Origin of the sequence: Pseudomonas sp. NFACC08-1 (assembly GCF_900106735.1) — a bacterium.
Taxonomy (GTDB): Bacteria; Pseudomonadota; Gammaproteobacteria; order Pseudomonadales; family Pseudomonadaceae; genus Aquipseudomonas; species Aquipseudomonas fluorescens_Q.
This window is the reverse complement of sequence record NZ_FNNL01000004.1, coordinates 422,337-446,889: the sequence shown is the minus strand read 5'-3', so window position 1 is coordinate 446,889 and position 24,553 is coordinate 422,337. Positions and strand designations below refer to the sequence as shown.

Genomic DNA, 24,553 nt, shown 5'->3' with positions numbered 1-24,553 from the left:
TGTCTACCTGGCACCTTTGCTGGATATAGTGATTACCCGACAAGCCATCCCGGTAATCCGCCATTGCGGTCGATATGCAGCCTCCAGCCCAACATCTGAAGATTCCTCCGTTCGAAGCGGTCCTGCCCTCGCCGATTTTCTTTCGCAGCGCCTGCATGCCGGCCCATGCCACTTACCCCCGGCACCGACATGCCTGGGGTGAGTTCGTCTACTCCTACAGTGGCGTGATGGAAATCGAGATCGCCCAACACCATTACCTGGCGCCACCGCAGTACGGCATCTGGTTGCCACCGGACATGGAACACGTTGGCTTCAATCGGCATGAGGCCTGCCATTGTTCGTTGTACCTGGCCGCCGAACTGTGCGACGCGTTGCCGGCCGTACCCTGCGCGCTGACCTTGAGCCCGCTGATCCGTGCCCTGCTGGAAGAGCTGCGCAGCGATCCACCGAGCCAACCGCAGACGCCCGAGCAGCAGCGCTTGCTGCAGGTGTTGGTGGACAAGCTGGCGCAAGCGCCCCACGCCGGCAGCTACCTGCCCTCCTCGGACGATCCACTGCTGGGCCCCGTGCTGCGGGCCTTGGAAGCGAACCCCAGCGACCCGCGCTCCTTGCCGCAACTGGCCCGCGCCGCCAACACCACCGAGCGCACGCTGATGCGCCGGGCCCAGCGGGACCTGGGCATGTCACTGGTGGAATGGCGCCAACGTCTCAAAGTCATCGAGGCCCTGGCCCTGCTCGAACGTGGCCAGAGCGTGGAAACCATCGGCCTGGACCTGGGCTACAGCAGCGCCTCGGCGTTCATCAGCATGTTCCGCAAAATGATGGGCACCACGCCGGAGGAGTATCGGCGCCGGCATATGGCTGGATGATGTGGGTGGTGCTGAAACGGCTATCGCGAGCAAGCTCGCTGCCACCGGGGATCTTGGGTGTTCATGGGTCTTGTGTTCAGCGCAGGCCCACTGTGGGAGCGAGCTTGCTCGCGATGACGGAGGCGGGCTTGACATCGATTTCGGCACTGACCCCAAACCGCCCCGCCATCTCCCGGCGACCACTGGCCGTCACTCCCAGCGCCCGGCTGTCCAGGTCCTGGATCACCCATTTGCGCTTGATCGCCACTTGCAGCAACGCCGCGCCCAAGGCACCGCCCAGGTGGGGGCGGCGCATGCTCCAATCCAGGCAGGGGCAGGCGAATCGACGGCGTTGCGTGGCAAGGTGCAGGACATCGATGCCCAAGCCCTCGAGCACCGCCTCGCCGGAATCACTCAGCCGATAGCCATCGCCTTCCACCTCTATCAGCCATCCAGCCTCAATCATCCGGTCATGCAGGCGCACCGCCAGAGTGCCGGCCATGTGGTCGTAACAGGTGCGGGCAAATTGCAGGCGATCCGGTGTGCGCGGGGTGAAAGTCGGTGCGGCGCTCTGGCCGATCACCATCAGTGCCTCCAGTGCCTGGGCGACGCGCGGGTCGGCCAGGCTGTAATAACGATGACGGCCCTGGACATGCAAGCGCACCAAGGCCATTTGCTTGAGTTTCGCCAGATGGGCGCTGGCGGTCGAGGCGCTGACCTCGGCAATGCTCGCCAATTCGGTGCTGGTGCGGGCATGGCCATCCATCAACGCGCACAGCATCCGGGTGCGCGCCGGTTCGGCAATGGCCGCCGCCACTTGGGACACGCCCAGGTCATGGTGCTCTGCGTTCATATTTCGCTCCCCGACGAATCAAGCCATGCATCGACTGGAGATAGTAGCAACACTTTCTCCATCACGAACAAGGCCGCGCTTCATGGACCCGATCACCGCCGCGACACATTCCGACCCCTATCCTTTTTATGCCGCCCTGCGCGCTGCCGGCGGGCTGGCCTTCGACCCCGGGCTGAATCTGTGGATCGCCAGCAGCGCCGAGGCCGTGTGCGCGGTGCTGCACCATCCCGATTGCCATTGCGTCCGGCCCACGAGCCGGTGCCAAAAGCCATCGCCGAGGGGCCGGCCGGGCGGGTGTTCGGACACCTGATGCGCATGAACGAAGGGGAACAGCAGCGTTGCCCGAGGGCGGCGATTGCGCCGCGGTTGCAGGACATCGCCCACCGGCAGGTCGAGGCACTGGTCAGGGCCCGCGTTCTCCAAGGGGGCCCCGAAGGCCTGCACCAGGCCCAGTTCATCGGGCCGGCCAGCGTGGTCGCGGCGTTGCTGGGCTTCAGCCCGACGGACTGTCACCGGGTCAGCGAATTGACCGCAGACTTCGTCGCCGGCCTGTCGCCGTTGAGCCAAGCACAGCAGTTGGACGCGGCGCACCAGGCCAGCGAGCAACTGGCCAGTTTATTCCAGGCGCGGATAGAGGCGCAGGACAACGCTGTGTTGCGGGGCATTGACCAAGGCTTCGAAGGCGCTGATCCGGACAGTAAAATCGCCAACCTGATCGGGCTGTTCTCGCAAACCTATGAAGCCACCGCGGGCCTGATTGGCAACGCGTTGCTGGCACTGATCGGCGATCCAGCGTTGCGCCGGACGCTGCGGGACGCCCCCACACAGGTCGACTCATTGCTGGCCGAAGTCCAACGTTTCGACCCGCCGGTGCAAAACACTCGCCGCTTCGTCGCCGCGCCCTGCGAAATCCTCGGCACTGCGCTGAACCCTGGGGAGGTGGTCTTGGTGCTGCTGGCCTCAGCCAACCGCGACCCGCAACTCAACCCCCGACCAGACACCCTGCTGCTCGACCGCCCGAACCGCCGCAGTTTCAGCTTCGGCAGCGGGCGCCATGAATGCCCAGGCCAAACCCTGGCGATGGACATCGCCCGCGCCACACTGGCGGCGATTATCGAGCAGCAACCGCCACTGGATCAGCTGACCTGGCGCTATCGCCCCTCCGTCAACGGCCGCATCCCGCTGTTCAGCGAGCGATCACGTACCGACAGGCCATGACCCGCTCAGCCCATCAATCGTCCCGGGTCAGGACTTCCAGCAACTCGATTTCAAAGATCAGATTGGCGTTGGGCTTGATGTGGGCACCCATGGACCGCTCACCGTAGGCCAGGTGCGCCGGCACCCATAACTTGCGCTTGCCACCGACTTGCATGCCCATCAGGCCCAGATCCCAGCCCTTGATGACGCGACCGGTGCCGATCACGCATTGGAAGGGCTTGCCGCGACTGTAGGACGAATCGAATTCGGTGCCATCTTCGAGGGTGCCGCGGTATTGGGTGGTGATCAGCGCACCTTTGACTACGCTTTTGCCATCGCCCTGTTCCAGGTCGATGATTTGCAGTTCTTCATTCATGGGATCTGTCCGTGTCATTCAAGCGCCGGGTTTTCGCAGAATTCCAGGCATCTGGCAATCCCTTGTGGCGAGGGGATTTATCCCCGCTGGAGTGCGAAGCGCTCCCGGACGCTACGGACATATAGAAATTCCTGGGGGTCGCTCCGCAACCCAGCGGGGATAAATCCCCTCGCCACAGGTCCCATGTCCCCCAGACCAAACAGTCCCATAGATTCGTATGGAGTTATGTTTTATCAGGCTATTCGTGCAATAGGGAACCGCGACGGCCTCTTCGGTTCACATGGGTATCGACCCTGCATTTCAGATAAGGATTTTCTGATGTTCGACTCTCGTCCGCTCCACGGTTTCATTCCGCCATACATCCTCAATCGCATCATCGCCCACGGCTCCGAACAGCAACGCTCCAGCGCTCTCGGCACCTTGACCCACGTGCGCAGCCTACGGCACAACCCCGGCCCGCCCGGCAACCTTCCCGCCGCCGCGAAGCTGCCCAAGCCCGGCAAGGCCGGACAGCCGCAACGCAGCGTGCATGACGCCCAGAACAGCATGGAACTGCCCGGCCAGCCGGTCCGCCTGGAAGGCCAGCGGGCCAGTGGCGACCCGGCCGTGGACGAAGCCTACGACGCCCTCGGCGCCACTTATGATTTTTTCTGGAACGTGCTGGGGCGCGACTCCATCGACAACAAAGGCTTCGCCCTGGTGGGCAGCGTGCATTATGGCCAGGGCTATGAAAACGCCTTCTGGAACGGCGCGCAGATGGTGTTCGGCGACGGCGATGGTGAAATCTTCCAGCGCTTCACCCGTTCCCTGGACGTGGTGGCCCACGAGCTGGCCCATGGCGTCACCGAAAGCGAAGCCGGGTTGATCTACGCCAACCAGTCCGGTGCGCTGAACGAATCCATCTCCGACGTGTTCGGTGTGCTGGTCAAGCAGTTCGTACTTGAACAGACCGCCGACCAGGCCGACTGGCTGATCGGCGCCGACCTGCTCACCGACAAGATCAACGGCGACGGCCTGCGCAGCATGTCCAACCCCGGCAGCGCCTACGATGACCCGTTGCTGGGCAAGGACCCGCAACCGGCGCACATGCGCGAATTCGTGATTACCCGTGAAGACAACGGCGGCGTGCACATCAACTCGGGCATTCCCAACCGGGCCTTTTATCTGGTGGCGACCACGCTGGGCGGATTTGCCTGGGAAAAGGCCGGCCGGATCTGGTATGAAACCTTGTGCGACCGAAGATTGGCCAATGACGCGTCCTTCAGCGCCTTCGCCCGCCTGACCGTCGAGCACGCCCGCCAGCGCTTCGGCACGCGGGAAGTGCAAGCGGTGCAGAACGGCTGGGCCCAGGTCGGCGTCGACCTGACACAGGAGAGCTGATGAAAACCCTTCCAGACCTCGACGACAAAGCCGTGGTACGGCTGTCGCGCCAGGGTGGCGTGGCCGCCATCCATGCGCTGACCCGGCCACGGGAAATCGAATTCGCCCAGTGCGACCTCGACCAGCGCACGCGCATCTGTTCGGTCCTGGAGGGTTGCCTGCCACTGACGTCCTCCACGCCTGGGCGCGGCGACCAGCGTTTTTTCCAGATCGAGGTGCGCTATCGCGCCAACGACCAGGATGACGAGATGGTACTGCAGGTGCCTGAGGACCAGGCACCCGGCGAGCTGGTTCACCTGTGGGACAAGGGCGAAGTGCTCTAGCGTGTGGCCGGCACGATCTTGACGATGGCGCCGGATACGGTTTCGATCAGCAAGTACTTGTCGTCGATCTGCACCCATTGCTGCTCGTTTGTCGGTTGCTCGAGTTCCTTCTGTTTCCAGTCTTTCATGGCCCTGTCCGCGCGCTGGTAGTCCGCCGGGACCCGGTCGTTCTCCACCAGCCTGCGGCCATTGCTCGGCGAATGCTCCAGGGCGTCTCCGGTTTTCTCGACCGCTTGCGCAACAGGCCCAAGGGCTCCAAGGCCGGCGATCAGGACCAGGCTGGCGATCAGGGTGGGTTTGCGCATAGAAAAAACTCCAGTTATTCGAGGGACTGAATCTGGGACTTCGCGGGCGGCGAATCATTCCTTAATTCCTGGAAACTGTACCCCGTGGCGAGGGAGCTTGCTCCCGCCGGGCTGCACAGCAGCCCCAATCCAGGCGACGCGGTCATTCAGCGGTACGGCATTCACGGGGGTTACGACTGCTGCGCAGCCGAGCGGGAGCAAGCTCCCTCGCCACGGGATATAGTGACAAGCCCTGCACGACGGACCTCGCCATGACGACTTCGACCACTGCCTCCCCTGCCCTCAAGGAAATCTTCAACAGCGCCCGCCTGGAACACATCGCCAGCGAAATGCGCACGGTGTATCCGGCATTCGACGCCAAGGCATTCTTGCACATGGCCAACGACGGGCTGGCCGAGTTGTCGGTGATGCAGCGCATGGCCCGGGTCAGTGAGTGCCTACATGCGGTGCTGCCGCTCGGTTATGAAGCTTCGCTGGAAGTGCTGCGCGCCCTGGCCCCGCGTCTGAACAGCATGTTCGTCAGCATGTTCCTGCCACACTACGTGGCGTCTTATGGCCGGCATCGCTTCGACGTGTCTTTGGATGCGCTCAAGTATTTCACCCGGTTCGGCTCGTCGGAGTTCGCCGTGCGGCACTTCCTGCGCGATGACCTGGAACGCACCCTCAAGGTCATGCACGACTGGGCGCTGGACGCCAACGAGCACGTACGCCGCCTGGCCAGCGAAGGCAGCCGGCCACGCTTGCCGTGGTCGTTTCACCTGGAGCCGATCCAGGCCAACCCTGACCTCGCCGCCGCGATCCTCGACACGCTCAAGGCCGACGATAGCCTTTATGTGCGCAAATCCGTGGCCAACCACCTCAACGACGTCACCAAGCAGCATCCCGACTGGGTGCTGGACCAGATCGAAGGTTGGCCGCTGCAAGACCGCCACACGGCATGGATCGCCCGGCACGCGCTGCGCAGCCTGATCAAACAAGGCAACCCCAGGGCGTTGGGCGTCATCGGGGTCGGCGGCAAGGCACAGGTCCAGGTGCTGGATTTGCAAGTGACGCCTGCGGTGATTCGCCTGGGGGAACAGGTCACGCTGTCCTTCACGGTGCAATCAACCCTCGGGCAGAGCCAACGCCTGGTGATCGACTATGCCGTCGACTACGTGAAAGCCTCGGGCGGCACCTCGGCCAAAGTCTTCAAGCTCAAGACCTTCGACCTGCCCGCCCAGGGTTGCGTCAACCTCAGCCGCTCCCAGCACATTCGCGAGTTGACCACGCGCAAACACTACGCGGGCCGGCATGCCGTGCACCTGCTGGTCAACGGCGAGCGACTTGGCAGCACGGCGTTCGACATCGTGCCTTGAAGTGGCTCAGCCCACCGCCACCCGTTGTGCCTGGCGAATGTCGTGGATGAACCGCTCAGCCGGCAGTGGATGCCCCAGCAGATAGCCCTGCAGCGAATCGCAGCCCAACTGGGTCAGGAAGTCTTGTTGCACATCGGTCTCCACACCTTCGGCGACGATCCGCAGGCCCAGGGCCTGGCCGAGGGCGACGATGGCCGAGACGATCGCCGCGTCATCGCTGTCGTGCTCCAGGTCACGCACAAAGCCGCGATCGATCTTCAGCTCGTTGGCCGGCAGGCGCTTGAGGTACATCAGGCTCGAATAGCCGGTGCCGAAGTCGTCGATGGACAGGTCCACGCCCATGTCCGAGAGCTGTTGCAGCACCGTCATGCTCGCGTCCGCATCGCTCATCGCGGTGGTTTCGGTGATTTCCAGGGTCAGGCTGTTGGCCGGCAGCTGATGCGTTTCCAGGGCCTTGGCCACGCTCTGCACCAAACCGATATGGCAGAACTGCAACGCCGACAGGTTCACCGCAATGCGCCAATCGGTATAACCGAGCACGTACCATTCACGCATCTGCCGACAGGCTTCGTTCAACACCCATTCGCCGATGGGGATGATCAACCCGGTCTTTTCCGCCAGGTCGATGAAGGTGTCGGGCATCAACAGGCCCTGGGTCGGATGGCTCCAGCGCAACAAGGCCTCGGCGCCGACTGGCTGGCCGTTGGCGGCATCGAACTTGGGCTGGTAGTACAGGCTGAATTGCCGCTGTTCGACGGCGATGCGCAAGTCTTGCAGCAACTGCAATTGCTTGCGGGCGTTGCTGTTCATCGACGCGTCGAAAAAGCTGTAGCCGTTCTTGCCGGCGCCCTTGGCGTGGTACATCGCCGCGTCGGCGTTCATCAACAGTTCGTCGGCGCTCTGGCCGTTGCCAGGGTAAAGGGCGATACCGACGCTGGCGGAGATCTGCAAGTCATGCTCAGCCACCCGGAACGTGCGTGCGATCAGGCCGACCTGACGTGCCGCCAATCGCAAGGCGTCGTCGGGTTCAGCCAGTTGCACCAGCAGCACGAACTCATCACCGCCGATCCGCGCCAGGGTGTCCTGGCTGCGCAGGTCCTCACGCAGGCGCAGGGCCACGTCCCGCAGCAACAAATCGCCCATGTGGTGACCGAAGGCGTCGTTGACCGGCTTGAAACCATCCAGGTCGATGAACATCAGGGCGAAGCAGCCACCCTGCTCTTGCACCCGGTGCATGGCCTGGTCGATACGATCAGCCAGCAATACCCGGTTGGGCAGTCCGGTGAGGGGGTCGTGCAGGGCCAACTGGGTCAGTTCCCGGTTGGCCAGGGTCAGCGATTGGGCCAACTCCGCAGTACGGGCTTCCAGGCGCGCATCGAGAATCGACGTCAACAAGGCGATGGCCAGCACCGCCAGGGTGGTGATCAACACCAGATTGTCCAGGCCCTTGCCGCTCAAGCCGTCCAGGGAGCCACAGAAACTGCCGTCGCTGAACCGCGCCCCGGCCATGCCGGTGTAGTGCATGCCGACGATGGCGACCCCCATGACCACCGCAGCGCCTGCACGAGCCAGACGCACGTGGGGCGTGTTCTGGCGCAGGCGAAAGGCAATCCACAACGCCGCCGCCGAAGCGCCGACAGCAATCACCAACGAAGCCCCGAACAGTGTCGGGTCATAGTCGATGCCTGGCTGCATTCGCAGTGCGGCCATGCCGGTGTAGTGCATGGTGCTGATCCCGGCGCCCATGATCAGCGCGCCGAACGCCAGTTGCCACGCCGGCAATCGCGGCTGGCTGACCAGCCATAAGGCAAAACCGCTGGAAAGAATCGCGACCAGCAGCGACAGCGCGGTGATGGATACGTCGTAGCCAAGCTCCACCGGCAAGCTGAACGCAAGCATGCCGATGAAGTGCATGGACCAGATCCCCACCCCCATCGCCAGCGCGCCCCCGGCCATCCACAAATGCGCGGCGCGCCCCTGGGCGGTCGCGATCCGCCCGGCCAGGTCCAGGGCGGTATAGGAAGCCAGCACAGCAACAAACAAGGAAATCGAAACAAGGGCGGGGGAATAACTGCCGATGAGCATGTTTTTTTCTCGTAACTGGAGACCGGACTGCTTCCATGCCCGGTTGAAGGCCGGCGATTGTACTTAATCGTGACAGGGACGCACGAACCAAATATCAAAAAGCCATCAACGCTGGAATATTTTCGACGAAAGACACCACCCCTCGCAGAAGGACTATTTTTGTAAACCATCAATCCTGCGTTCACCGCAGATTCGTTGTGGGAGCGAGGCTGCTCGCGATGGCGGTGCGTCAGTCTACGCACCAGGCCCAAGCCGTTCAGCTACTATCGAAGAACCACTCCAAGGAGGATTCATTCATGGGCGTTCCCGCCAACCGGCCTTTGACCACTGCGCTGGTAGTCATCGATGTACAGAACGACTTCATCCCCGGCGGCCAACTGGCCGTGCCGGGTGGCGATGAGATCGTGCCGCTGATCAACCAGTTGGGGCATTCATTCAGGCACGTCGTCCTTGCCCAGGACTGGCACCCGGCCGGGCACGCCTCGTTTGCGTCCAGCCATCCGGGCAAGCAGCCGTTCGACATCGTCCAATTGCCCTACGGCGAGCAGAAACTCTGGCCCGACCACTGCATACAGGGCAGCAATGGCGCCGCGCTGCACCCGGCACTCGACCTACCCCATGCCAAGCTGATCATTCGCAAGGGCTGCAACCCGGACATCGACAGCTATTCAGCCTTCATGGAAGCGGATCACCTGACCCCTACCGGCTTGACCGGCTATCTCAAGGAACGCGGCATCGACACCGTGTACCTGGTGGGGCTGGCCCTGGATTTCTGCGTGATGTTCTCGGCGCTGGATGCCCGGTTGGCGGGGTTCAATGCGGTGGTGATACTGGATGCCTGCCGGGGCATCGATATCGACGGCTCGATGGAAGCGGCAATCCGACGGATGCAGGAAGCGGGCGTGCAATTGATCGACTCCAGCGCGATAGATGGCCGCCCCTTCGCGTGACGGCTCATACTAGGCGTCTCCTTTCCGGACAGTGAGTCTCCATGCCCTTCCTCGCCCGCACCCACCCGCGTCTGTCCAGCGCCACGGTCCTTGGCCTGGCGGTGGGTATCCTGGTTCCCGTGGACTCGATCATCAGCAAAATCCTGATCGGCTGGAATGTCGGCGTCTGGACCTACCTGGTGCTGATGTCCTGGCTGACCGTGCGGGCCAAGGCGCCCGACGTCCGGCGCATCGCCGAAATCGAAGATGAAAATGCCGGGCTGGTCCTGCTGGTGGTCTGCATCGCGGCATTGGCCAGCCTGGCAACCATCACCTTCGAACTGGCCGGCAGCCGCGACCTGGACGCCGCCGGCAAACTGCTGCATTACGGTTTCACGGCAATGACCGTGATCGGTTCGTGGTTGCTGATCGGGGTGATCTTCAGCGTGCACTACGCGCGGTTGTATTACACCTGGGAAGGCCAGGAGCCGGCGCTACGGTTTGCCGAAGGGCTGACCACGCCCAACTATTGGGACTTCCTGTATTTCTCTTTCACCATCGGGGTCGCGGTGCAGACGTCCGACGTGGGGGTCGCCACCCGGCAGTTGCGCAAGATCGTCCTGGCTCAATCGTTGATCGGGTTTGTGTTCAACACGGCGATCCTGGGGTTTTCGATCAATATTGCGGCGGGGTTGTTTGGGTAAGGGGCCATTGGGACCGCTTCGCGGTCCAGCGGGAGCAAGCTCCCTCGCCACAGAGATCGGACCGAGGCTCAAACGGGTGTTGGCAGCCACAGCCTGAAGCGCGCCCCGCCCAGCGGCGAGGCTTCGACGGTCAGCGTGCCGCCCTGGGCTTCCAGGGCTCGGCGGCTGATGGCCAGGCCAAGGCCGAAGCCGCCGGTGGCGCGGTCGCGGCTGCGATCCAAACGGTAGAACGGCTCGAACACGCGCTCGCGTTCGCTATCGGGAATGCCAATGCCATCGTCGTCGACCCAGATCTCACAGCCTTGATCACTGACCAGTACGCCCACCTGGATGCGCTTTTCGCAATAACGCATGGCATTGCGCAGCAGGTTCTGCAAGGCCCGAGCGGTCAGGCGTGGGTCCAGTACGAAACGCTCCAGCGCGCCGTGCAGCAGCACGTCGATCACCACGTCCGGCGCCGCCAGGTCCTCGTCGACGCTGCCCAGGATGCTGTCGATGAACTCGTCCAATGCCACCTCGACCCGTTCGGGCAGGCGTTGCGGGTTCTGCAGACGGCTGTAGGACAGCAGTTCCAGCACCAACTCATCCAGCTCACGAATGTGCGCGACCAACCCTTGCAGGCGCTCGCGACTGGCCGGCGGCAGGTCATCGGACAGCGCCAGGGCCAGGCCGAAGTCGAGCCGTGTCAGTGGCGTGCGCAGTTCGTGGGACACGGCGTTGAGCAGGTCCCGCTGTTGGTTGAGCAGGTTCTCGATGTCACCCGCCATTGTGTCGAACACATGGGCCAGGCTGCCGATGTTCGAACTGGAGGCAATGTGCGTACGCTCACCCAGATGACCTTTGCCGAAGCGTTCGGCGGTGCGCCTGAGGCGTTCCAGGTCGCGCCAGTGAGGCCGCAACCAGAGCAACAGGCAGGCCAGCATGGTCGCGCCGATCAACACGTTGATGCTCCAGTACAACCAGCTGACGTCGGCCGGGTCTGGCGGCACGACCATCTTCACCGCGGTGCGCCCGTCCAGCGGTGCTGCCGCCAAGGTGCGCCAGGCCCAGTCACCGATGCGCACCACGTTCTCGCCGCGCTTGAGACGCGCCTGCTCATCGGCACTGAAGCCGCCGTCATCGATCGCCGCCAGCTCGATGCGCAGCGGCTCGAACTCCTTGTCCATCTGCGCCGCCAGCGCCGGCCACTGCTCGCTGGGCACGGCGCGGAACTGCTTGACCATCAAGGTTTGCAGGCCACGGGAATAATCGAGGTTGTAGGTCATGAAACGGTCTTGGAACAGGCGGATCACCAGTTCGGGCATCAGGTAGATCGCCGCGCTGTAGGACACGATGGTGACCAGGTAAAGGCGAATCAGCAGCTTCCACATCGGCTCAACATTCCCACTCGGAACGACTGAACAGATAACCCTTGCCCCACACGGTCTTGATCTTGCGGGCTTCGTCGGCGTTGTCGTCGAACTTGCGCCGCAACTTGGAAATCGCCACGTCCACCGAACGGTCGGTGCCGTTGAACTCGATGCCGCGCAGGCGCTGCAGGATCTGGTCTCGGCTCAGTACTTCGCCGGAATGCCGGGCCAGCACCACCAGCAGGTTGTATTCGCCGCTGGACAGCTCCACCGCTTGTCCGCGCCAGGTTACGGTGCGCTCGGACAGGTCGATGCAGAGGTTGCCCATGAGGATGCGGTCGTTGACCGTCTGCGGCTCGGTCAGGCTGCTGCGGCGCAACAAGGTACGCACTCGCGCCAGCAGCACCCGGGGCTCGCAAGGCTTGGTGACGTAGTCATCGGCGCCCATCTCCAGGCCCAGGACCTGGTCGTGGCTGTCGTCCCGGGCAGTGAGCATCAAGATCGGCAAGGTCGCCGAGTCGGCCCGCAGCAGGCGGCAGACTTGCAAGCCGTCCAGCCCCGGCAGCATCAGGTCGAGAATCACCAGGTCCGGCGGATCGACGCGTGCCCGCTCACGCACATGATCGCCACGGCTGAGCACGCTGACCTGATAGCCGTTGCGCTCCAGGTAACTGGCGATCAGTTCGGAGAGTGCGCAGTCGTCTTCGACCAGGAGGATGTTGGGCATGGGTGTTTCCAGAAAGTGCTGTGGCGCCGGAAATGACGCTATCGCGAGCAGGCTCGCTCCCACAGGGGCCTGAGTTGCACTAAAGACTCAATGTGGGAGCGAGCCTGCTCGCGATGAGGGCCTGCCAGGCGCAGAAAATCTCAAGCTGCCAAGGATATACGCCCTCGCTCATCCACGAGCAAAACCCTTACACAATTTCACACAGCCACTACAAAACGTTACCGCTGGGCCCGCAGCAGATCCGCCGCACACGAGGTGATCCGCTGGCACGCATCCGCCAGCTTCACCTGATCGACCACCAGCCCGAGGCGGATATGCCCTGCCGCACTGGGCCCGAACGCCTCGCCGGCCAGCACCGACACGCCATAGTCGTCCAACAACCGTTCGGCAAATGCCTGGGCGTCGAGACCGGTCCGGCGCACATCGACCATCACGAACATGCCGCCATCGGGCCGCACCGGCTTGAGGCCTGGGCAGTCGTCGAGCATGGCGCACACCAGGTCCCGGCGCTGGCGATACTCGTCGTGCATCTGCGCCACTTCCGGCAACGCCTGCTCCAGGGCGACCTGGGCTGCGCGTTGCACGAAATCCGGCAGGCCAAACAACATACACAAGGACAGGTTTGCCAAATGGTCGGCGAGGGATTCAGGGCCGATGACCCAGCCAATGCGCCAGCCGGTCATGGCGTGGGATTTGGACAGGCTGTTGATCGTCGCGGTGCGCTCGGCCATGCCCGGCAGGCTGGCGGGGCTGATGTGCTCGCCGTCATAGAGCAAGTCGCTGTAGACCTCGTCACTGATCAGCCACAGGTCATGTTCGATGCACAACCGGGCCAATGCCTGCCAGGTGGGCATCGGCAGGCTGGCGCCGGACGGGTTGTTCGGGCTGTTGAGCAGCATCGCCCGGGTACGCGGGGTCACAAGGGGGGCAACGTCCGCAGGTTCGACCCGAAAACCGTTCTCCGGGCGGACCGCCACTGGCACCACTGTCGCCCCGCAGGCACCGAACACCGCTTCATAGGTGACATACATCGGCTCGGCGACGATGACTTCGTCGCCAGGGTTGAGCAGGCATTGCGCGACCGCATACACCGCGCACTGCGCCCCCGGCAGTACGACGACCTGTTCGGCCCCCGCAGGCTGGCCGCAACGCAGGCGATGACGCCGGGCAATACTGGTGCGCAAGGTGTGCAAGCCGCGGATGTCCGAATAATGGGTCTCACCGGCCCGCAGGCTGCCCACGGCAGCATCGACAATGGCGCGCGGGGTGTCGAAGTCCGGATCGCCCACTGACAGCAACAACACATCCATGCCCTGTTCGCGCATGGCCAGCGCCCGGTCGTGAATCTGCCAGGCGGCGGCACCATCGCCGGTGATGCGTTGGGTCAAGACTGAAAAGCGCATGTATCTCTCCTGATTGCGCGATATCCAGCCTCAACCCTATCTCAAATCACAAACCGCGCCACCATCGCATTCAACCCCACCGCCAGGCGCGACAGTTCGTGGGTCGCGTCGCTGGTCTGTTTGGCGCCGCTGGCCGACTGGGTGGCCAGGTCGCGAATGTTCACCAGGTTGCGGTCCACTTCACGGGAAACCTGGGCCTGTTCCTCCGATGCACTGGCGATGACCAGGTTGCGTTCGTTGATCTGGTGGATCGACTGAGTGATCTGCTCCAGGGCCACGCCGGCGGCGCGGGCCATTTCCAGAGTGCTTTGGGTACGCTGGTTGCTTTGTTGCATCGACTGCACGGCCTGGCCGGTGCCGTTCTGGATACCGGCGACCATTTTTTCGATTTCCTGGGTCGATTGCGCAGTGCGATGGGCCAGGGCCCGGACTTCGTCGGCCACCACCGCAAAACCGCGTCCGGCCTCCCCGGCGCGAGCGGCTTCGATGGCGGCGTTGAGGGCCAGCAGGTTGGTCTGTTCGGCAATGGCGCGGATCACGTCCAGCACCTTGCCGATGTCGCGGCCCTGGACCGCCAGGCCTTCGATCATCGAGGCGGTGGCCTGCACGTCGTGGGTCATGGTCTGGATCGCGTCGACGGTTTCGACCACACGTGTGCGGCCTTCCTGGGCGGCCTGGGTCGACTGGTTCGACGCCTCGGAGGTGGACACCGCGTTACGGGCTACCTCTTCGACCGCGGCGGTCATTTCGTTGACCGCCGTGGCCGCCTGTTCGATTTCGTTGTGCTGCTGTTGCAGGCCGCGGGAGGATTCCTGGGTCACGGCGCTCAGCTCTTGCGCCGCAGCGCCCAGTTGAGTGGCCGAACCGGCAATCTGCTCGATGGTCTGGCGCAGGCTGACTTGCATGGCGGCCAAGGCCTGGAGCAAGCGCCCAGGCTCATCCTTGCCATCGTCCGCGATGACCTGGACCAGGTTGCCACTGGCAATGGTCCGCGCAGCCTCCAATGCCCGGTTGAGCGGCGCGACGATGCTGCGGGTCAGCAGCAAGGCCAGCACCACGGTGGCCAGGGCGGCGGAGATCGAGACAATAATGATGCCGGTGATCGCGCTGTCGTAGTGCTCACCGGCCTTGGCCGAGGCTTCGCCGACTCCGGCCACGTTGATCGCGATGAGCTTGTTGAGCTGCTCGCCCATCAGGTCGGTGCCTTCCTTGATTCGCGTATTGATGTGGGTGCGCAGCTCATCGGCCTTGTTCTGCCGCGACAGGTCGAGCATTTCCTTCTGGGCTTGCAGGTATTTTTCCAGGGTCGCGGAAAAGACCTTGTACAGTTCGGCCTCCTGCGGCGTGCTCGGCAGCGCGGCGTAGCTGCTATTGGCCTTGTTCAGTTTTTCCACCAGCACGCCGATACGGCTCTCGGCCTCGGTCAGGCTGGCCGGATCCCGGTTGACCAGAATGCGGAACGAGAGGATGCGCATGCGCAGCACGTTCTCCAGCACATTGGCCAGATAGCCGACGCTGGGCACCTGGGTCTGTTCCATCTCCAGCGAGGCCTGGCGAATGACAGACATGCGGTTGGCGGCGAATACGCCGAGGATAACGACGAGCAACGCGATGACGGCGAAGCCGAGAAAGGCTCGTGGCGCGATATTCAGGCTGCGTAGGGACATGGAAAGACCTCGAAATGTTGGGTCGAGCGTCCATGCTGGCAAGCGCACTGATTGGAGTATGGGGATATACGCTTAATCCGTTATCGGCTGGGCTTTAGGATTTGTGCAGGGTGTGTAAAAAAATATTTCCCAATGCTTTTTTGTGGCGAGGGAGCTTGCTCCCGCTGGGTTGCGCAGCAGCCCAAATCGAACGTGGTCAACCTTGCACATTGCGGTGGATGGTTTCGGCGCCGCTTCGCGGCCCAACGGGAGCAAGCTCCCTCGCCACGGGTACAGTGTTCGACCACTTTATCGATGCGCCACCCGCCAAAGCCGTGCAATGTCCCGGGCACGCTCGCTCAGCAGGCGCGGGGCGTCGGTGCAGGCTTGCTGCAAGGTCATCGGTCCGCTGGCCAGGGCGAAGGCGGCGTCGATGCCGTGTTCATACAGCGCCTGGTAACCCTCCCCCAGCGTGCCGGCAATGACCACCACCGGTACACCGTGCTGGCGGGCGATGCGGGCCACGCCGAAGGGGGTCTTGCCGCGCAGGGTCTGGGCGTCGAAACGGCCTTCGCCGGTCATCACCAGATCGGCGCCGTTGACCGCCTCGGCCAGCCCGGTCAACTGGGCGACAACGTCCACGCCGGTACGAAACTGCGCACCCAGGAACGCCTTGGCCGCGAACCCCAGGCCACCGGCGGCGCCGCTGCCCGGCTCGTCGCGCACATCCTTGTTCAGCGCCCGCGCGCAGCGTTCGGCGAAATGCCCCAGGGCCCGGTCCAGTGCCTGCACTTGAGACGCCGAGGCGCCCTTCTGCGGACCGAAAACCACGGACGCGCCATGGGGGCCGCACAGCGGGTTATCGACATCGGCAGCGATCTCGAAGCTGACCCGGGCCAGGCGTGGGTCGAGTTCACTCAGGTCGATGTGCGACAGGTTCACCAAGGCCAGGCCACCGGGAGGAAGGGGTTGGCCCTGGTCATCCAGCAACACCACGCCCAGGGCCTGCATCGCACCCGCCCCGGCGTCGTTGGTGGCACTGCCGCCGATCGCCAGGATGACCCGGCCAGCGCCCTCATCGAGGGCCGCGCGAATCAGCTCGCCGGTGCCGTAGGTGCTGCTGGAGCAGGCGTCGCGTTGCCCCGGCGGCACCAGTTGCAAGCCACTGGCTTCGGCCATTTCGATGATCGCGGTGCGGCTCTCGGCCAACCAGCCCCAGCGCGCCTCGACAGCGACACCCAACGGACCGCGGACCCGGGTGTGGCGCCACTCACCATGACAGGCCGCCAACACCGACTCCACCGTGCCCTCCCCGCCGTCCGCCATCGGACATTTGATCAACTGCGCATCCGGCCAGACCTCGGCCAGCCCCTGGGCGATGGCATCGGCGACGCCCTGGGCACTGAGGCTGTCCTTGAACGAGTCGGGGGCGATGACTATTTTCATATTATTCTCCGGTTCCGATGCACAGCATGCTGCCAGTTGACCGCCGCCATGATGCCGGTCCGCTGCACAAAAGGCAGCGGGCATTATTGTTCAAATTCACAAATACCGGTTTTCCAGGAAGATTCAGGTTGAAGCTGCCGGCCTCATCGCGAGCAGGCTCGCTCCCACAGAGGTAGTTCCGCAGCTCCCACAGCTGATTTGGAGGGTGTTTGAGAATTCTGTTTGATCCGTGCGGTGGTTCTGGGGTTTGATTGGGCCTTTCCCCATGGATGAAAGGATCTTGTCATGAGCTACCGCACGCTAGGCCATTCCGGGTTGCAAGTCTCGACGCTGACCCTGGGCACGATGATGTTCGGCGAACAGACCAGCACCGAGGATTCGCTGCGGATCATCGACAAGGCCTGGGACCAGGGCATCAATTTCATCGACACCGCGGACGTCTACACCAATGGTCGCTCCGAGGAAATCGTCGGCGAGGCGATCGCCCGTCATCGCCAGGAATGGGTGCTGGCCACCAAGGTCGGCTTCGGCCCGCCGGACGGCATGCCCAACCGCAGCGGCCTGAGCCGCAAACACCTGTTCAATGGCATTGAGGCCAGCCTGACGCGCCTGGGCACCGATTACCTGGACATCTATTACCTGCACCGCGAAGACCACAACACGCCGCTGCACGTCACCGTGTCGGCCATCGGCGACTTGATTCGCCAAGGCAAGATTCGCTACTGGGGCCTGTCGAACTACCGTGGCTGGCGCATCGCCGAAGTGATCCGGATCGCCGACAGCCTGGGCATCGACCGGCCGGTGATCAGCCAACCGCTGTACAACATCGTCAACCGCCAGGCCGAAACCGAACAGATCACTGCGGCGCAGAACTACGGCCTCGGCGTGGTGCCGTTCAGCCCCCTGGCCCGAGGCGTGCTCAGCGGCAAGTACGCGCCGGACGTGGCGCCGGACGCCAACAGCCGTGCGGGCCGCCAAGACAAACGCATCCTGGAAACCGAGTGGCGGGTCGAGTCCCTGCGCATTGCCCAGCAGATCCTGCAATACACCCAAGGCCGCGGCGTGGGCATCGTCGAGTTCGCCATCGCCTGGGTGCTGAACAACAACGCCGTGACCTCGGCCATCGTCGGGCCGCGCACCGAGGAGCAGTGGGATTCGTACACCAAGGCGCAATCGGTGAAGATCAGCGCGGAAGATGAAGCGTTCATCGATTCGCTGGTGACGCCGGGGCATGCGTCGACGCCGGGGTTCAATGATGTGAGTCATTTCGTGCCGGGGCGAGTACCGCGTACGTCATAATCGTTCATCGAACAAGAACGTGGCGAGGGAGCTTGCTCCCGCTGGGCCGCGCAGCGGACCCTTCAGTTGCGGCCGCTTCGCAGCCGAGCGGGAGCAAGCTCCCTCGCCACAACTACTCTCGTCACCACAACAGTGTTCCCATCAAAATAAGAGGCCTCAGTGTCCAAAGGCATCGCTCTATCGGTCTCGGCCTCCGCGCTGTTCGCCGTCATGTACTACTACACCTCGTTACTCTCACCGCTGACCGGCGTGGAGATCTTCGGCTGGCGCATGCTGCTGACGATGCCATGCATGACCGCGTTCATGCTGGTGACGCGGGAATGGAAACTGGTCACGGCGCTGATCCAACGCCTGATCGCCACGCCACGGCTGCTGATCGCAGCAATAGCCTCGTCGGCACTGATGGGCGCGCAACTGTGGCTGTTCATGTGGGCGCCGCTCAATGGCTACAGCCTGAACGTGTCGCTGGGGTACTTCCTGTTGCCGCTGTCGATGGTCCTGACCGGACGCATCGTCTATGGCGAACGCCTTTCCTACCTGCAGAAAGTCGCCGTGTTCTTCGCCACCCTGGGCGTGTTCAACGAGTTGTACCAGGTGGGTGGTTTTTCCTGGGCAACCTTGCTGGTGGTGATTGGCTACCCGATCTATTTCATCCTGCGCAAACGCATCAAGACCGACAACCTGGGTGGACTCTGGCTGGACATGACCCTGATGCTCCCCGTTGCACTGTGGTTCGTGCAAAGCGGTGAACAGGGCCTCGACGTTTTCGATCAATACCCATGGCTGTCGCTTCTGATCCCGGTGCTCGGGGTGATCAGCGCCAGCGCGCTGGTGTCCTACATCGTCGCCAGTCGATTGCTGCCGTTCAGCCTGTTCGGGCTGTTGAGTTATGTTGAGCCGGTGTTGCTGCTGGGCGTTGCGCTGCTGTTGGGTGAAAGCATCAAGGCCGGTGAATGGCTGACCTACATCCCTATCTGGATGGCGGTGGCGGTGCTGGTGTTCGAAGGGTTCAAGCACTTGGTGCGGCAGCAGCGCAGGGGCTGAAGCCCGCTCCCACCCTGGGTCTGCGTCGTTCAATAAAAAGCCCGCCTGGCATCACTGCCAGGCGGGCTTTTTTGCACTCAGGTGTTACTCGGTCGCCAGCACCCCACGGCGCACCTGGTCGCGCTCGATGGATTCGAACAGCGCCTTGAAGTTGCCTTCGCCGAAACCATCATCGCCCTTGCGCTGGATGAATTCGAAGAACACCGGCCCCATCAGGGTTTCCGAGAAGATCTGCAACAACAGGCGCTTGTCGCCCTGCTCGGAAGCACCGTCCAGCAGAATGCCCCGCGATTGCAGTTCATCCACCGGTTCGCCGTGGTTCGGCAGGCGGCCTTCGAGCATTTCGTAGTAAGTGTCCGGCGGCGCGGTCATGAAGCGCATGCCGATGCTTTTCAGGTGATCCCAGGTCTTGACCAGGTCATCGGTGAGGAAAGCCACGTGCTGGATGCCTTCGCCATTGAACTGCATCAGGAACTCTTCGATCTGTCCGGCGCCCTTGGACGATTCTTCGTTCAACGGGATACGGATCATGCCATCCGGGGCGGTCATGGCCTTGGAGGTCAGGCCGGTGTATTCGCCCTTGATGTCGAAGTAACGGATCTCGCGGAAGTTGAACAGCTTCTCGTAGAAGCCGGCCCAGTAGGCCATGCGCCCGCGATACACGTTGTGGGTCAGGTGGTCGATGATTTTCAAGCCCGCGCCCACTGGGTTGCGGTCAACGCCCTCGATGAACACAAAGTCGATGTCATAGATCGAGCTGCCTTCGCCAAAACGGTCGATCAGGTACAGCGGCGCACCGCCGATGCCTTTGATCGCCGGCAGGTTCAGCTCCATCGGGCCGGTCTCGATGTGGATCGGCTGGGCGCCGAGTTCCAGGGCACGTTTGTAGGCCTTTTGCGAATCCTTGACCCGGAACGCCATGCCGCACACCGACGGACCATGCTCGGCGGCAAAGTATGACGCCACGCTGTGGGGTTCGTTGTTGAGGATCAGGTTGATCGCGCCCTGGCGATACAGGTGCACGTCCTTGGAGCGGTGGGTGGCCACTTTGGTGAAGCCCATGATCTCGAAGATCGGCTCCAGGGTATTGGGGGTCGGGGATGCGAATTCGATAAATTCGAAGCCCATCAGGCCCATGGGGTTTTCGTATAGATCTGCCATGTCGGCGCCTCATCAGTCGGGTCAATTAACAAAAAACGTTAGTTGCTGGCGATGCTGAGGACACGGGGCGGCGCGCAGGAAATGCCACGAACGCTGCGGGCGAGGAAATCGCCATAGATCAGTTGAAACCCAAGTATCTTCATTGTCGACCCAAGGCTCTTGCGGGCGAGGCTTCTGCTGCCAGAAGACGTTATTCTTATATGCGTAACTCGATTCTACACAGCGTAACCTGGTTTGTCCGCCTTCTGTATCAAATCGCCTTTTCCTTCGCCCGCGCAAGGGGTTTGTTGCACAGGAAAATGCCCACCAGAATCACGCCCCCGCCGACACACATCAAGGCCGTGAGCCGTTCGTCCAGCAGCAGCGCCCCCAACAGCACCGCCGTCAACGGGTTGAGCGCGATGAACACCCCGGAACGGGTCGCACCGATCCGGCGAATGCCGTCATACCAGGCGATATAGGCCAAGGCCGAGCCCAGCACGCCGAGGTACAACAGGCTCAGCCATTGCTCCAAATCCAGCGCGCGCAGGGCTTCGACACGAATCTCGCCCGCCGCCGCGCAGGCCAGCCACAACATCAGCGTGCCCAGCAGAATCGACCAGGTCACGGTCTGCAAGGGGCCGAGGCTGTCATTCAAGCGCCTGGAAAACAGCGAATAGATGCCCCAGCCCAGCACGCAACCAAAAATCAGCAGGTCGCCGATCCAACCCTGCGCGGCGCCTTGCAACAAGGACGGATCACGACTGACGATTACCAGCCCCGCCCCACCGATGCAGAGCACGATGCCCGCCACTTTCAAGCGGCTCAGCCGCTCCTTGAACAACCACCAGGACGCCAGCCCGATCACCGCTGGGTTCAAGGCCACGATCAGCGAAGCCCGCGACGCGTTGATGTACTGCAAGCCATAGAAGAAGCACAGGTTGTAGAAAAAGATGCCGAAGAACCCCAGCGCGGCCAAGTGCAGCCCCTGCTTCACACTGGGCCTGGCCAGCGGGATCCCGGCCAGGGCGAGAAATGCCAGCAGCGCGATACTTGCCAACAGGAAACGCAGGCTGGCGGCAAACATCGGCGCCAAGGCATCGGAAAGGATCCGGCCGGCGACGAAGGTCCCGCCCCAGATCATGGTGACCATGGCGAGCTTCAGGTAGACCGGCAGGTCTGACGGGGTTGGGAGGGTTTGTTCGAGGGTTTTCATGGTTTCACCACATTGAGATCAATCGGACATCCGTGGCGAGGGAGCTTGCTCCCGCTGGACCGCGCAGCGGGCCCCTGCTGATTTGGCCCGGAGGGCTGCTTCGCAGCCCAGCGGGAGCAAGCTCCCTCGCCACAGAAAAGCCTGGACCGCGGTTCCGTGCACGGTTGAGATGTCGCATTGTTTGCCTCATGCTTAATCATCGTAAAATGAGCAAACCCTCATGACCCTCACCCAACTCGAAATCTTCTCCCTGGTCGCCGAGCTGCGGGGGTTCACGGCGGCGGCAACGCGTCTGGGCATCGGCCAGTCAGCGGTGTCCCACGCCATCAAGTCCCTGGAACAAGAATTGGGCGTGGAATTGCTCAGGCGTCATCAATCCCAGGTGGAACTCAGCGACATTGGTCAGCAATTGCTGCTGCGGGCCCGGGCCATGCTCGGGCTGGCCAACACCTTGCGCCAGGAAGCCGCCGATGCCCGAGGCATGCGCCGAGGCACCTTGCGCATCGGCTCGTTCGGGCCGACGTCATCGATGAAACTGTTGCCCGGTATCCTGCGGCGCTATCGAGACTTGCACCCGGGCATCGAAGTGCACATCGATGAAGGGCCCGACAGGCAGGTCCTCCAATGGCTGGACGAACGGCGGATCGACGTCGGCTTCGTGGTGCTGCCCGAGGAGCGTTTCGATACGTTCATGCTGATGGAAGATCAGATGGTCGCCCTGCTGCCCACAAACCATCCCCTCACCGCCCAGGCCAGCCTGAGCCTCAAGGACCTGTGCAACGACCCCTTCGTGCACACCGAGGCCGGATCGTCGGAACTGGTTTCGCGCCTGTTCAATGCCGCCCGGCTGACCCCGAATGTGCGTTTTCGTTGTTCGCAACTGCTCAGCACCCTGGATATAGTCAGGCGCGGTGAGGCGGTGAGCGTGGTGTCCGAGGGGTCGTTGCCGGACGATGGAAATCCCGGTTACGTTGCCCGCCCCTTGTCCCCACGAGTGCCGCGTCAGATTGGCCTGGCAGTCCTGGACAGCCGCCAGGCCTCGCCCGCCACCCTGGCGTTCATCGAGCTGGCCCGACAGTCATGAGCCCGCTCCCACAGTCACGCTGCGGTCAGCAAGCGCTCGGCAAGCCATCTATCATGGACGGCATCCGACGATTCCCCCTCATCCCTTTTCTTCTCAGGTTGTGCCGATGCCCTTGACCGCCACACGCTCGCACACCCGGCCCCGTCGCGCGCTCGTCACCCTGCTTTGCGGCCTGGTACCGATGCTGTCAGGGCTGGCCATTTTGTACATGCAGGCCGAACGGACGCTGGCGCAACACACCCGGCAGACTGCCGAGGAACTGGTCAGGCAGATCGAACTGATGCTCGACAACACGGCCCTGGCGGCCCATGAACTATTACCCCTGGCCGGCCAGCCCTGCGAAGCGGTGAAGCTGGCATTACGCGAACAAGTGACGCGCCGGCCCTTTGTCCGTTCGACCAACCTTATCTGGGACAACAACCTGTATTGCAGCTCGCTGTTCGGTGCCTTCGAGGAACGCGTCAACCCGAGCGACTACCATCAAGGCAGCTTGTGGCTCATGGACGGCAACCCGGTCACGCCGAACACCGCGCTGCTGATTTACCGGCTCAACGAGGGCCATCAAGGCGCCTTGGCCACGCTTGACGGGTACCACCTGACGAACGTCTTGCGCTTGATCGGCCGCCAGACCCGGCTACGGCTGCAAGTCGGGCCGAACTGGCTGGCGGCGGACGGCAAGGTCCGGCCAGCGCCCATGCCCGGGCTGCCGGTCGCCCAGCATGAGCTGGGGTCATCGCGCTACGCCTTCAATGTAGAAGCCGGCTTCGACGAGGGTGAAACCTGGCGCTACATGGCCAGGGAATATCCGCCGCTGTTCAGCTTGCTGATCTTCTTCGGCGTCGTGGCCGGGACCCTCGGACACTGGCTGCAAAAACGCGCCTCCTCGCCCAGTCGTGAACTGCAACGGGCCCTGGAAGCCGGCGAGTTCGTGCCCTATCTGCAACCGGTCGTACACAGCGACAGCAAACGCTGGGCCGGCGTCGAAGTGCTGATGCGCTGGAACCACCCCAAGGAAGGCCTGGTTCGCCCGGACCTGTTCATTCCCTTCGCCGAACACAGCGGCCTGATCGTACCGATGACCCGGGCGCTGATGCAGCAGACCATGCGCCTGCTGGAACCGCTGGCGCCTCAACTGGAAGCGCCGTTTCATGTTGGCATCAACATCACCGCCCGCCACTGCCAGGATCTGGCGCTGGTGGACGATTGTCGCGAATTTCTCGCCGCCTTCGCGCCGGGTACGATTGCCCTGGTGCTGGAGTTGACCGAGCGCGAGTTGATCGAACCTACGCCCGTTACCCGGCAACTGTTCGACCAACTGCGGGAGCTGGGCGTCAAGATCGCCCTCGACGATTTCGGTACGGGTCATTCCAGCCTGGCGTACTTGCGTCAATTCAATGTGGACTTCTTGAAGATCGACCAGAGTTTTGTCGCGATGATCGGTGCCGATACTCTGTCACGGCACCTGCTCGACAGCATCATCGAACTGTCGGGCAAGCTGGGCCTGGACATGGTGGCCGAGGGGGTCGAAACCGTCGAGCAAAGCGACTACCTGAGCGCCCATGGGGTGAACTTTCTACAGGGTTATCTATTTGGTCGACCGATTAGCGGACAGGCGTTCATTGAGACCTTGACCGGGCTTAATGGCAGTTAACCGCCGCCGATCTATTGACGACGATGCCCAACTGATAAAAGCTTTTGCTGTTGTTACATAACGAAAAAGTTACGATTTACACTTTACGGATTAACTACTACAATTTTTCTACCTGTGCCAGATAGCAGGAGAGTCATTAACACCAAGGCGCTCGGCTTATAGCTTTGTTTGCGGTTGGTATCAGCCAAATATT

At 62.7% G+C, this 24,553-nt stretch carries 21 protein-coding genes and 2 pseudogenes; 11 read left to right on the top strand and 12 right to left on the bottom strand.

Annotated features, from left to right (window positions below; genetic code table 11):
- The first annotated feature begins 74 nt into the window (after positions 1-74).
- Positions 75-869 carry an AraC family transcriptional regulator gene (locus BLU76_RS11845; protein WP_092144695.1) on the top strand — a complete coding sequence of 265 codons (795 nt, stop codon included), beginning with the start codon at positions 75-77 and terminating at the stop codon, positions 867-869.
- A 76-nt stretch (positions 870-945) separates the two neighbouring features.
- Here the strand turns inward: BLU76_RS11845 and BLU76_RS11840 are convergent, their stop codons facing one another.
- Positions 946-1,701: an ArsR/SmtB family transcription factor gene (locus BLU76_RS11840; protein ID WP_092144693.1), complete on the bottom strand. Its 756-nt coding sequence runs from the start codon at positions 1,699-1,701 to the stop codon at positions 946-948.
- Between the two features lie 82 nt (positions 1,702-1,783).
- Here BLU76_RS11840 and BLU76_RS11835 point away from each other — a divergent pair.
- A pseudogene (locus tag BLU76_RS11835) lies at positions 1,784-2,919 on the top strand (cytochrome P450).
- A 13-nt stretch (positions 2,920-2,932) separates the two neighbouring features.
- On the opposite strand, the gene BLU76_RS11830 reads toward BLU76_RS11835, so the two are convergent.
- Positions 2,933-3,274, bottom strand: a complete 342-nt coding sequence (locus BLU76_RS11830; protein WP_003202944.1) for an FKBP-type peptidyl-prolyl cis-trans isomerase — start codon at positions 3,272-3,274, stop codon at positions 2,933-2,935.
- A gap of 318 nt (positions 3,275-3,592) precedes the next feature.
- On the opposite strand from BLU76_RS11830, the gene BLU76_RS11825 reads away from it, so the two are divergent.
- Entirely contained in the window at positions 3,593-4,654 is a 1,062-nt protein-coding gene (locus tag BLU76_RS11825) for a M4 family metallopeptidase (RefSeq protein ID WP_063320641.1), read from the top strand.
- Positions 4,654-4,977, top strand: a complete 324-nt coding sequence (locus BLU76_RS11820; protein WP_063320640.1) for a protealysin inhibitor emfourin — start codon at positions 4,654-4,656, stop codon at positions 4,975-4,977. Before BLU76_RS11825 ends, BLU76_RS11820 begins: the two co-directional genes overlap by 1 nt.
- Here the strand turns inward: BLU76_RS11820 and BLU76_RS11815 are convergent.
- Positions 4,974-5,282 (bottom strand): RcnB family protein, encoded by a 309-nt coding sequence (locus BLU76_RS11815; protein ID WP_092222805.1) that lies wholly within the window; start codon positions 5,280-5,282, stop codon positions 4,974-4,976. The genes BLU76_RS11820 and BLU76_RS11815 overlap by 4 nt on opposite strands.
- 251 nt (positions 5,283-5,533) lie before the next feature.
- Between BLU76_RS11815 and BLU76_RS11810 the strand changes: the two genes are divergently transcribed.
- On the top strand, positions 5,534-6,637 hold the full coding sequence (locus BLU76_RS11810; protein ID WP_092222803.1) for a DNA alkylation repair protein: 1,104 nt from the start codon (positions 5,534-5,536) through the stop codon (positions 6,635-6,637).
- Between the two features lie 6 nt (positions 6,638-6,643).
- On the opposite strand, the gene BLU76_RS11805 is transcribed toward BLU76_RS11810, so the two are convergent.
- Entirely contained in the window at positions 6,644-8,722 is a 2,079-nt protein-coding gene (locus BLU76_RS11805; protein ID WP_092222801.1) for a putative bifunctional diguanylate cyclase/phosphodiesterase, read from the bottom strand.
- Between the two features lie 296 nt (positions 8,723-9,018).
- Between BLU76_RS11805 and pncA the strand changes: the two genes are divergently transcribed.
- On the top strand, positions 9,019-9,672 hold the full coding sequence (gene pncA, locus BLU76_RS11800) for a bifunctional nicotinamidase/pyrazinamidase (RefSeq protein ID WP_092222799.1): 654 nt from the start codon (positions 9,019-9,021) through the stop codon (positions 9,670-9,672).
- Positions 9,673-9,713: 41 nt separating this feature from the next.
- On the top strand, positions 9,714-10,355 hold the full coding sequence (locus tag BLU76_RS11795) for a DUF1345 domain-containing protein (protein ID WP_092222795.1): 642 nt from the start codon (positions 9,714-9,716) through the stop codon (positions 10,353-10,355).
- A gap of 68 nt (positions 10,356-10,423) precedes the next feature.
- Here the strand turns inward: BLU76_RS11795 and BLU76_RS11790 are convergent, their stop codons facing one another.
- From BLU76_RS11790 to BLU76_RS11770, 6 genes and pseudogenes are all read right to left on the bottom strand, one after another.
- On the bottom strand, positions 10,424-11,725 hold the full coding sequence (locus BLU76_RS11790) for an ATP-binding protein (RefSeq protein WP_092222792.1): 1,302 nt from the start codon (positions 11,723-11,725) through the stop codon (positions 10,424-10,426).
- A gap of 4 nt (positions 11,726-11,729) precedes the next feature.
- Positions 11,730-12,431, bottom strand: coding sequence for a response regulator (locus BLU76_RS11785; protein ID WP_063320633.1), 702 nt, complete (start codon positions 12,429-12,431; stop codon positions 11,730-11,732).
- A 218-nt stretch (positions 12,432-12,649) separates the two neighbouring features.
- Positions 12,650-13,834 (bottom strand): pyridoxal phosphate-dependent aminotransferase, encoded by a 1,185-nt coding sequence (locus tag BLU76_RS11780; RefSeq protein WP_092222790.1) that lies wholly within the window; start codon positions 13,832-13,834, stop codon positions 12,650-12,652.
- Between the two features lie 41 nt (positions 13,835-13,875).
- A complete protein-coding gene (locus tag BLU76_RS32310; RefSeq protein WP_371856948.1) occupies positions 13,876-14,739 on the bottom strand; it encodes a methyl-accepting chemotaxis protein in 864 nt (287 codons plus the stop codon).
- Positions 14,731-15,501: pseudogene (locus BLU76_RS32305) on the bottom strand (MCP four helix bundle domain-containing protein); the annotation flags it as partial. The gene BLU76_RS32310 and the pseudogene BLU76_RS32305, both read right to left, overlap by 9 nt.
- A 288-nt stretch (positions 15,502-15,789) precedes the next feature.
- Positions 15,790-16,926 (bottom strand): glycerate kinase, encoded by a 1,137-nt coding sequence (locus tag BLU76_RS11770; protein WP_092222788.1) that lies wholly within the window; start codon positions 16,924-16,926, stop codon positions 15,790-15,792.
- Between the two features lie 285 nt (positions 16,927-17,211).
- On the opposite strand from BLU76_RS11770, the gene BLU76_RS11765 reads away from it, so the two are divergent.
- Together BLU76_RS11765 and rarD are read left to right on the top strand one after the other, a co-directional pair.
- On the top strand, positions 17,212-18,225 hold the full coding sequence (locus BLU76_RS11765) for an aldo/keto reductase (RefSeq protein ID WP_092222786.1): 1,014 nt from the start codon (positions 17,212-17,214) through the stop codon (positions 18,223-18,225).
- A gap of 159 nt (positions 18,226-18,384) precedes the next feature.
- Complete coding sequence (rarD, locus tag BLU76_RS11760; RefSeq protein WP_092222784.1) at positions 18,385-19,269, top strand: EamA family transporter RarD; 885 nt, start codon at positions 18,385-18,387, stop codon at positions 19,267-19,269.
- Positions 19,270-19,353: 84 nt separating this feature from the next.
- Here rarD and hppD read toward each other — a convergent pair whose 3' ends face one another.
- The gene (gene hppD, locus BLU76_RS11755) at positions 19,354-20,430 is read right to left on the bottom strand and encodes a 4-hydroxyphenylpyruvate dioxygenase (RefSeq protein WP_003202983.1); all 1,077 of its coding nucleotides are present in this window, start codon (positions 20,428-20,430) and stop codon (positions 19,354-19,356) included.
- 250 nt (positions 20,431-20,680) lie between these two features.
- Positions 20,681-21,625, bottom strand: a complete 945-nt coding sequence (locus tag BLU76_RS11750; protein ID WP_092144677.1) for a DMT family transporter — start codon at positions 21,623-21,625, stop codon at positions 20,681-20,683.
- A 220-nt stretch (positions 21,626-21,845) separates the two neighbouring features.
- On the opposite strand from BLU76_RS11750, the gene BLU76_RS11745 reads away from it, so the two are divergent.
- On the top strand, positions 21,846-22,709 hold the full coding sequence (locus BLU76_RS11745) for a LysR family transcriptional regulator (RefSeq protein WP_063320626.1): 864 nt from the start codon (positions 21,846-21,848) through the stop codon (positions 22,707-22,709).
- A 106-nt stretch (positions 22,710-22,815) separates the two neighbouring features.
- Complete coding sequence (locus BLU76_RS11740) at positions 22,816-24,360, top strand: EAL domain-containing protein (protein ID WP_092144675.1); 1,545 nt, start codon at positions 22,816-22,818, stop codon at positions 24,358-24,360.
- Positions 24,361-24,553: the final 193 nt, after the last annotated feature.

Excerpts from the sequence above, each read along its gene's own strand:
- BLU76_RS11845 (WP_092144695.1), top strand. The coding sequence starts at position 75 with ATGCAGCCTCCAGCCCAACATCTGAAGATTCCTCCGTTCGAAGCGGTC.
- BLU76_RS11840 (WP_092144693.1), bottom strand. The coding sequence starts at position 1,701 with ATGAACGCAGAGCACCATGACCTGGGCGTGTCCCAAGTGGCGGCGGCC.
- BLU76_RS11830 (WP_003202944.1), bottom strand. The coding sequence starts at position 3,274 with ATGAATGAAGAACTGCAAATCATCGACCTGGAACAGGGCGATGGCAAA.
- BLU76_RS11825 (WP_063320641.1), top strand. The coding sequence starts at position 3,593 with ATGTTCGACTCTCGTCCGCTCCACGGTTTCATTCCGCCATACATCCTC.
- BLU76_RS11820 (WP_063320640.1), top strand. The coding sequence starts at position 4,654 with ATGAAAACCCTTCCAGACCTCGACGACAAAGCCGTGGTACGGCTGTCG.
- BLU76_RS11815 (WP_092222805.1), bottom strand. The coding sequence starts at position 5,282 with ATGCGCAAACCCACCCTGATCGCCAGCCTGGTCCTGATCGCCGGCCTT.
- BLU76_RS11810 (WP_092222803.1), top strand. The coding sequence starts at position 5,534 with ATGACGACTTCGACCACTGCCTCCCCTGCCCTCAAGGAAATCTTCAAC.
- BLU76_RS11805 (WP_092222801.1), bottom strand. The coding sequence starts at position 8,722 with ATGCTCATCGGCAGTTATTCCCCCGCCCTTGTTTCGATTTCCTTGTTT.
- pncA (WP_092222799.1), top strand. The coding sequence starts at position 9,019 with ATGGGCGTTCCCGCCAACCGGCCTTTGACCACTGCGCTGGTAGTCATC.
- BLU76_RS11795 (WP_092222795.1), top strand. The coding sequence starts at position 9,714 with ATGCCCTTCCTCGCCCGCACCCACCCGCGTCTGTCCAGCGCCACGGTC.
- BLU76_RS11790 (WP_092222792.1), bottom strand. The coding sequence starts at position 11,725 with ATGTGGAAGCTGCTGATTCGCCTTTACCTGGTCACCATCGTGTCCTAC.
- BLU76_RS11785 (WP_063320633.1), bottom strand. The coding sequence starts at position 12,431 with ATGCCCAACATCCTCCTGGTCGAAGACGACTGCGCACTCTCCGAACTG.
- BLU76_RS11780 (WP_092222790.1), bottom strand. The coding sequence starts at position 13,834 with ATGCGCTTTTCAGTCTTGACCCAACGCATCACCGGCGATGGTGCCGCC.
- BLU76_RS32310 (WP_371856948.1), bottom strand. The coding sequence starts at position 14,739 with ATGCAAGTCAGCCTGCGCCAGACCATCGAGCAGATTGCCGGTTCGGCC.
- BLU76_RS11770 (WP_092222788.1), bottom strand. The coding sequence starts at position 16,926 with ATGAAAATAGTCATCGCCCCCGACTCGTTCAAGGACAGCCTCAGTGCC.
- BLU76_RS11765 (WP_092222786.1), top strand. The coding sequence starts at position 17,212 with ATGAGCTACCGCACGCTAGGCCATTCCGGGTTGCAAGTCTCGACGCTG.
- hppD (WP_003202983.1), bottom strand. The coding sequence starts at position 20,430 with ATGGCAGATCTATACGAAAACCCCATGGGCCTGATGGGCTTCGAATTT.
- BLU76_RS11750 (WP_092144677.1), bottom strand. The coding sequence starts at position 21,625 with ATGAAAACCCTCGAACAAACCCTCCCAACCCCGTCAGACCTGCCGGTC.
- BLU76_RS11745 (WP_063320626.1), top strand. The coding sequence starts at position 21,846 with ATGACCCTCACCCAACTCGAAATCTTCTCCCTGGTCGCCGAGCTGCGG.
- BLU76_RS11740 (WP_092144675.1), top strand. The coding sequence starts at position 22,816 with ATGCCCTTGACCGCCACACGCTCGCACACCCGGCCCCGTCGCGCGCTC.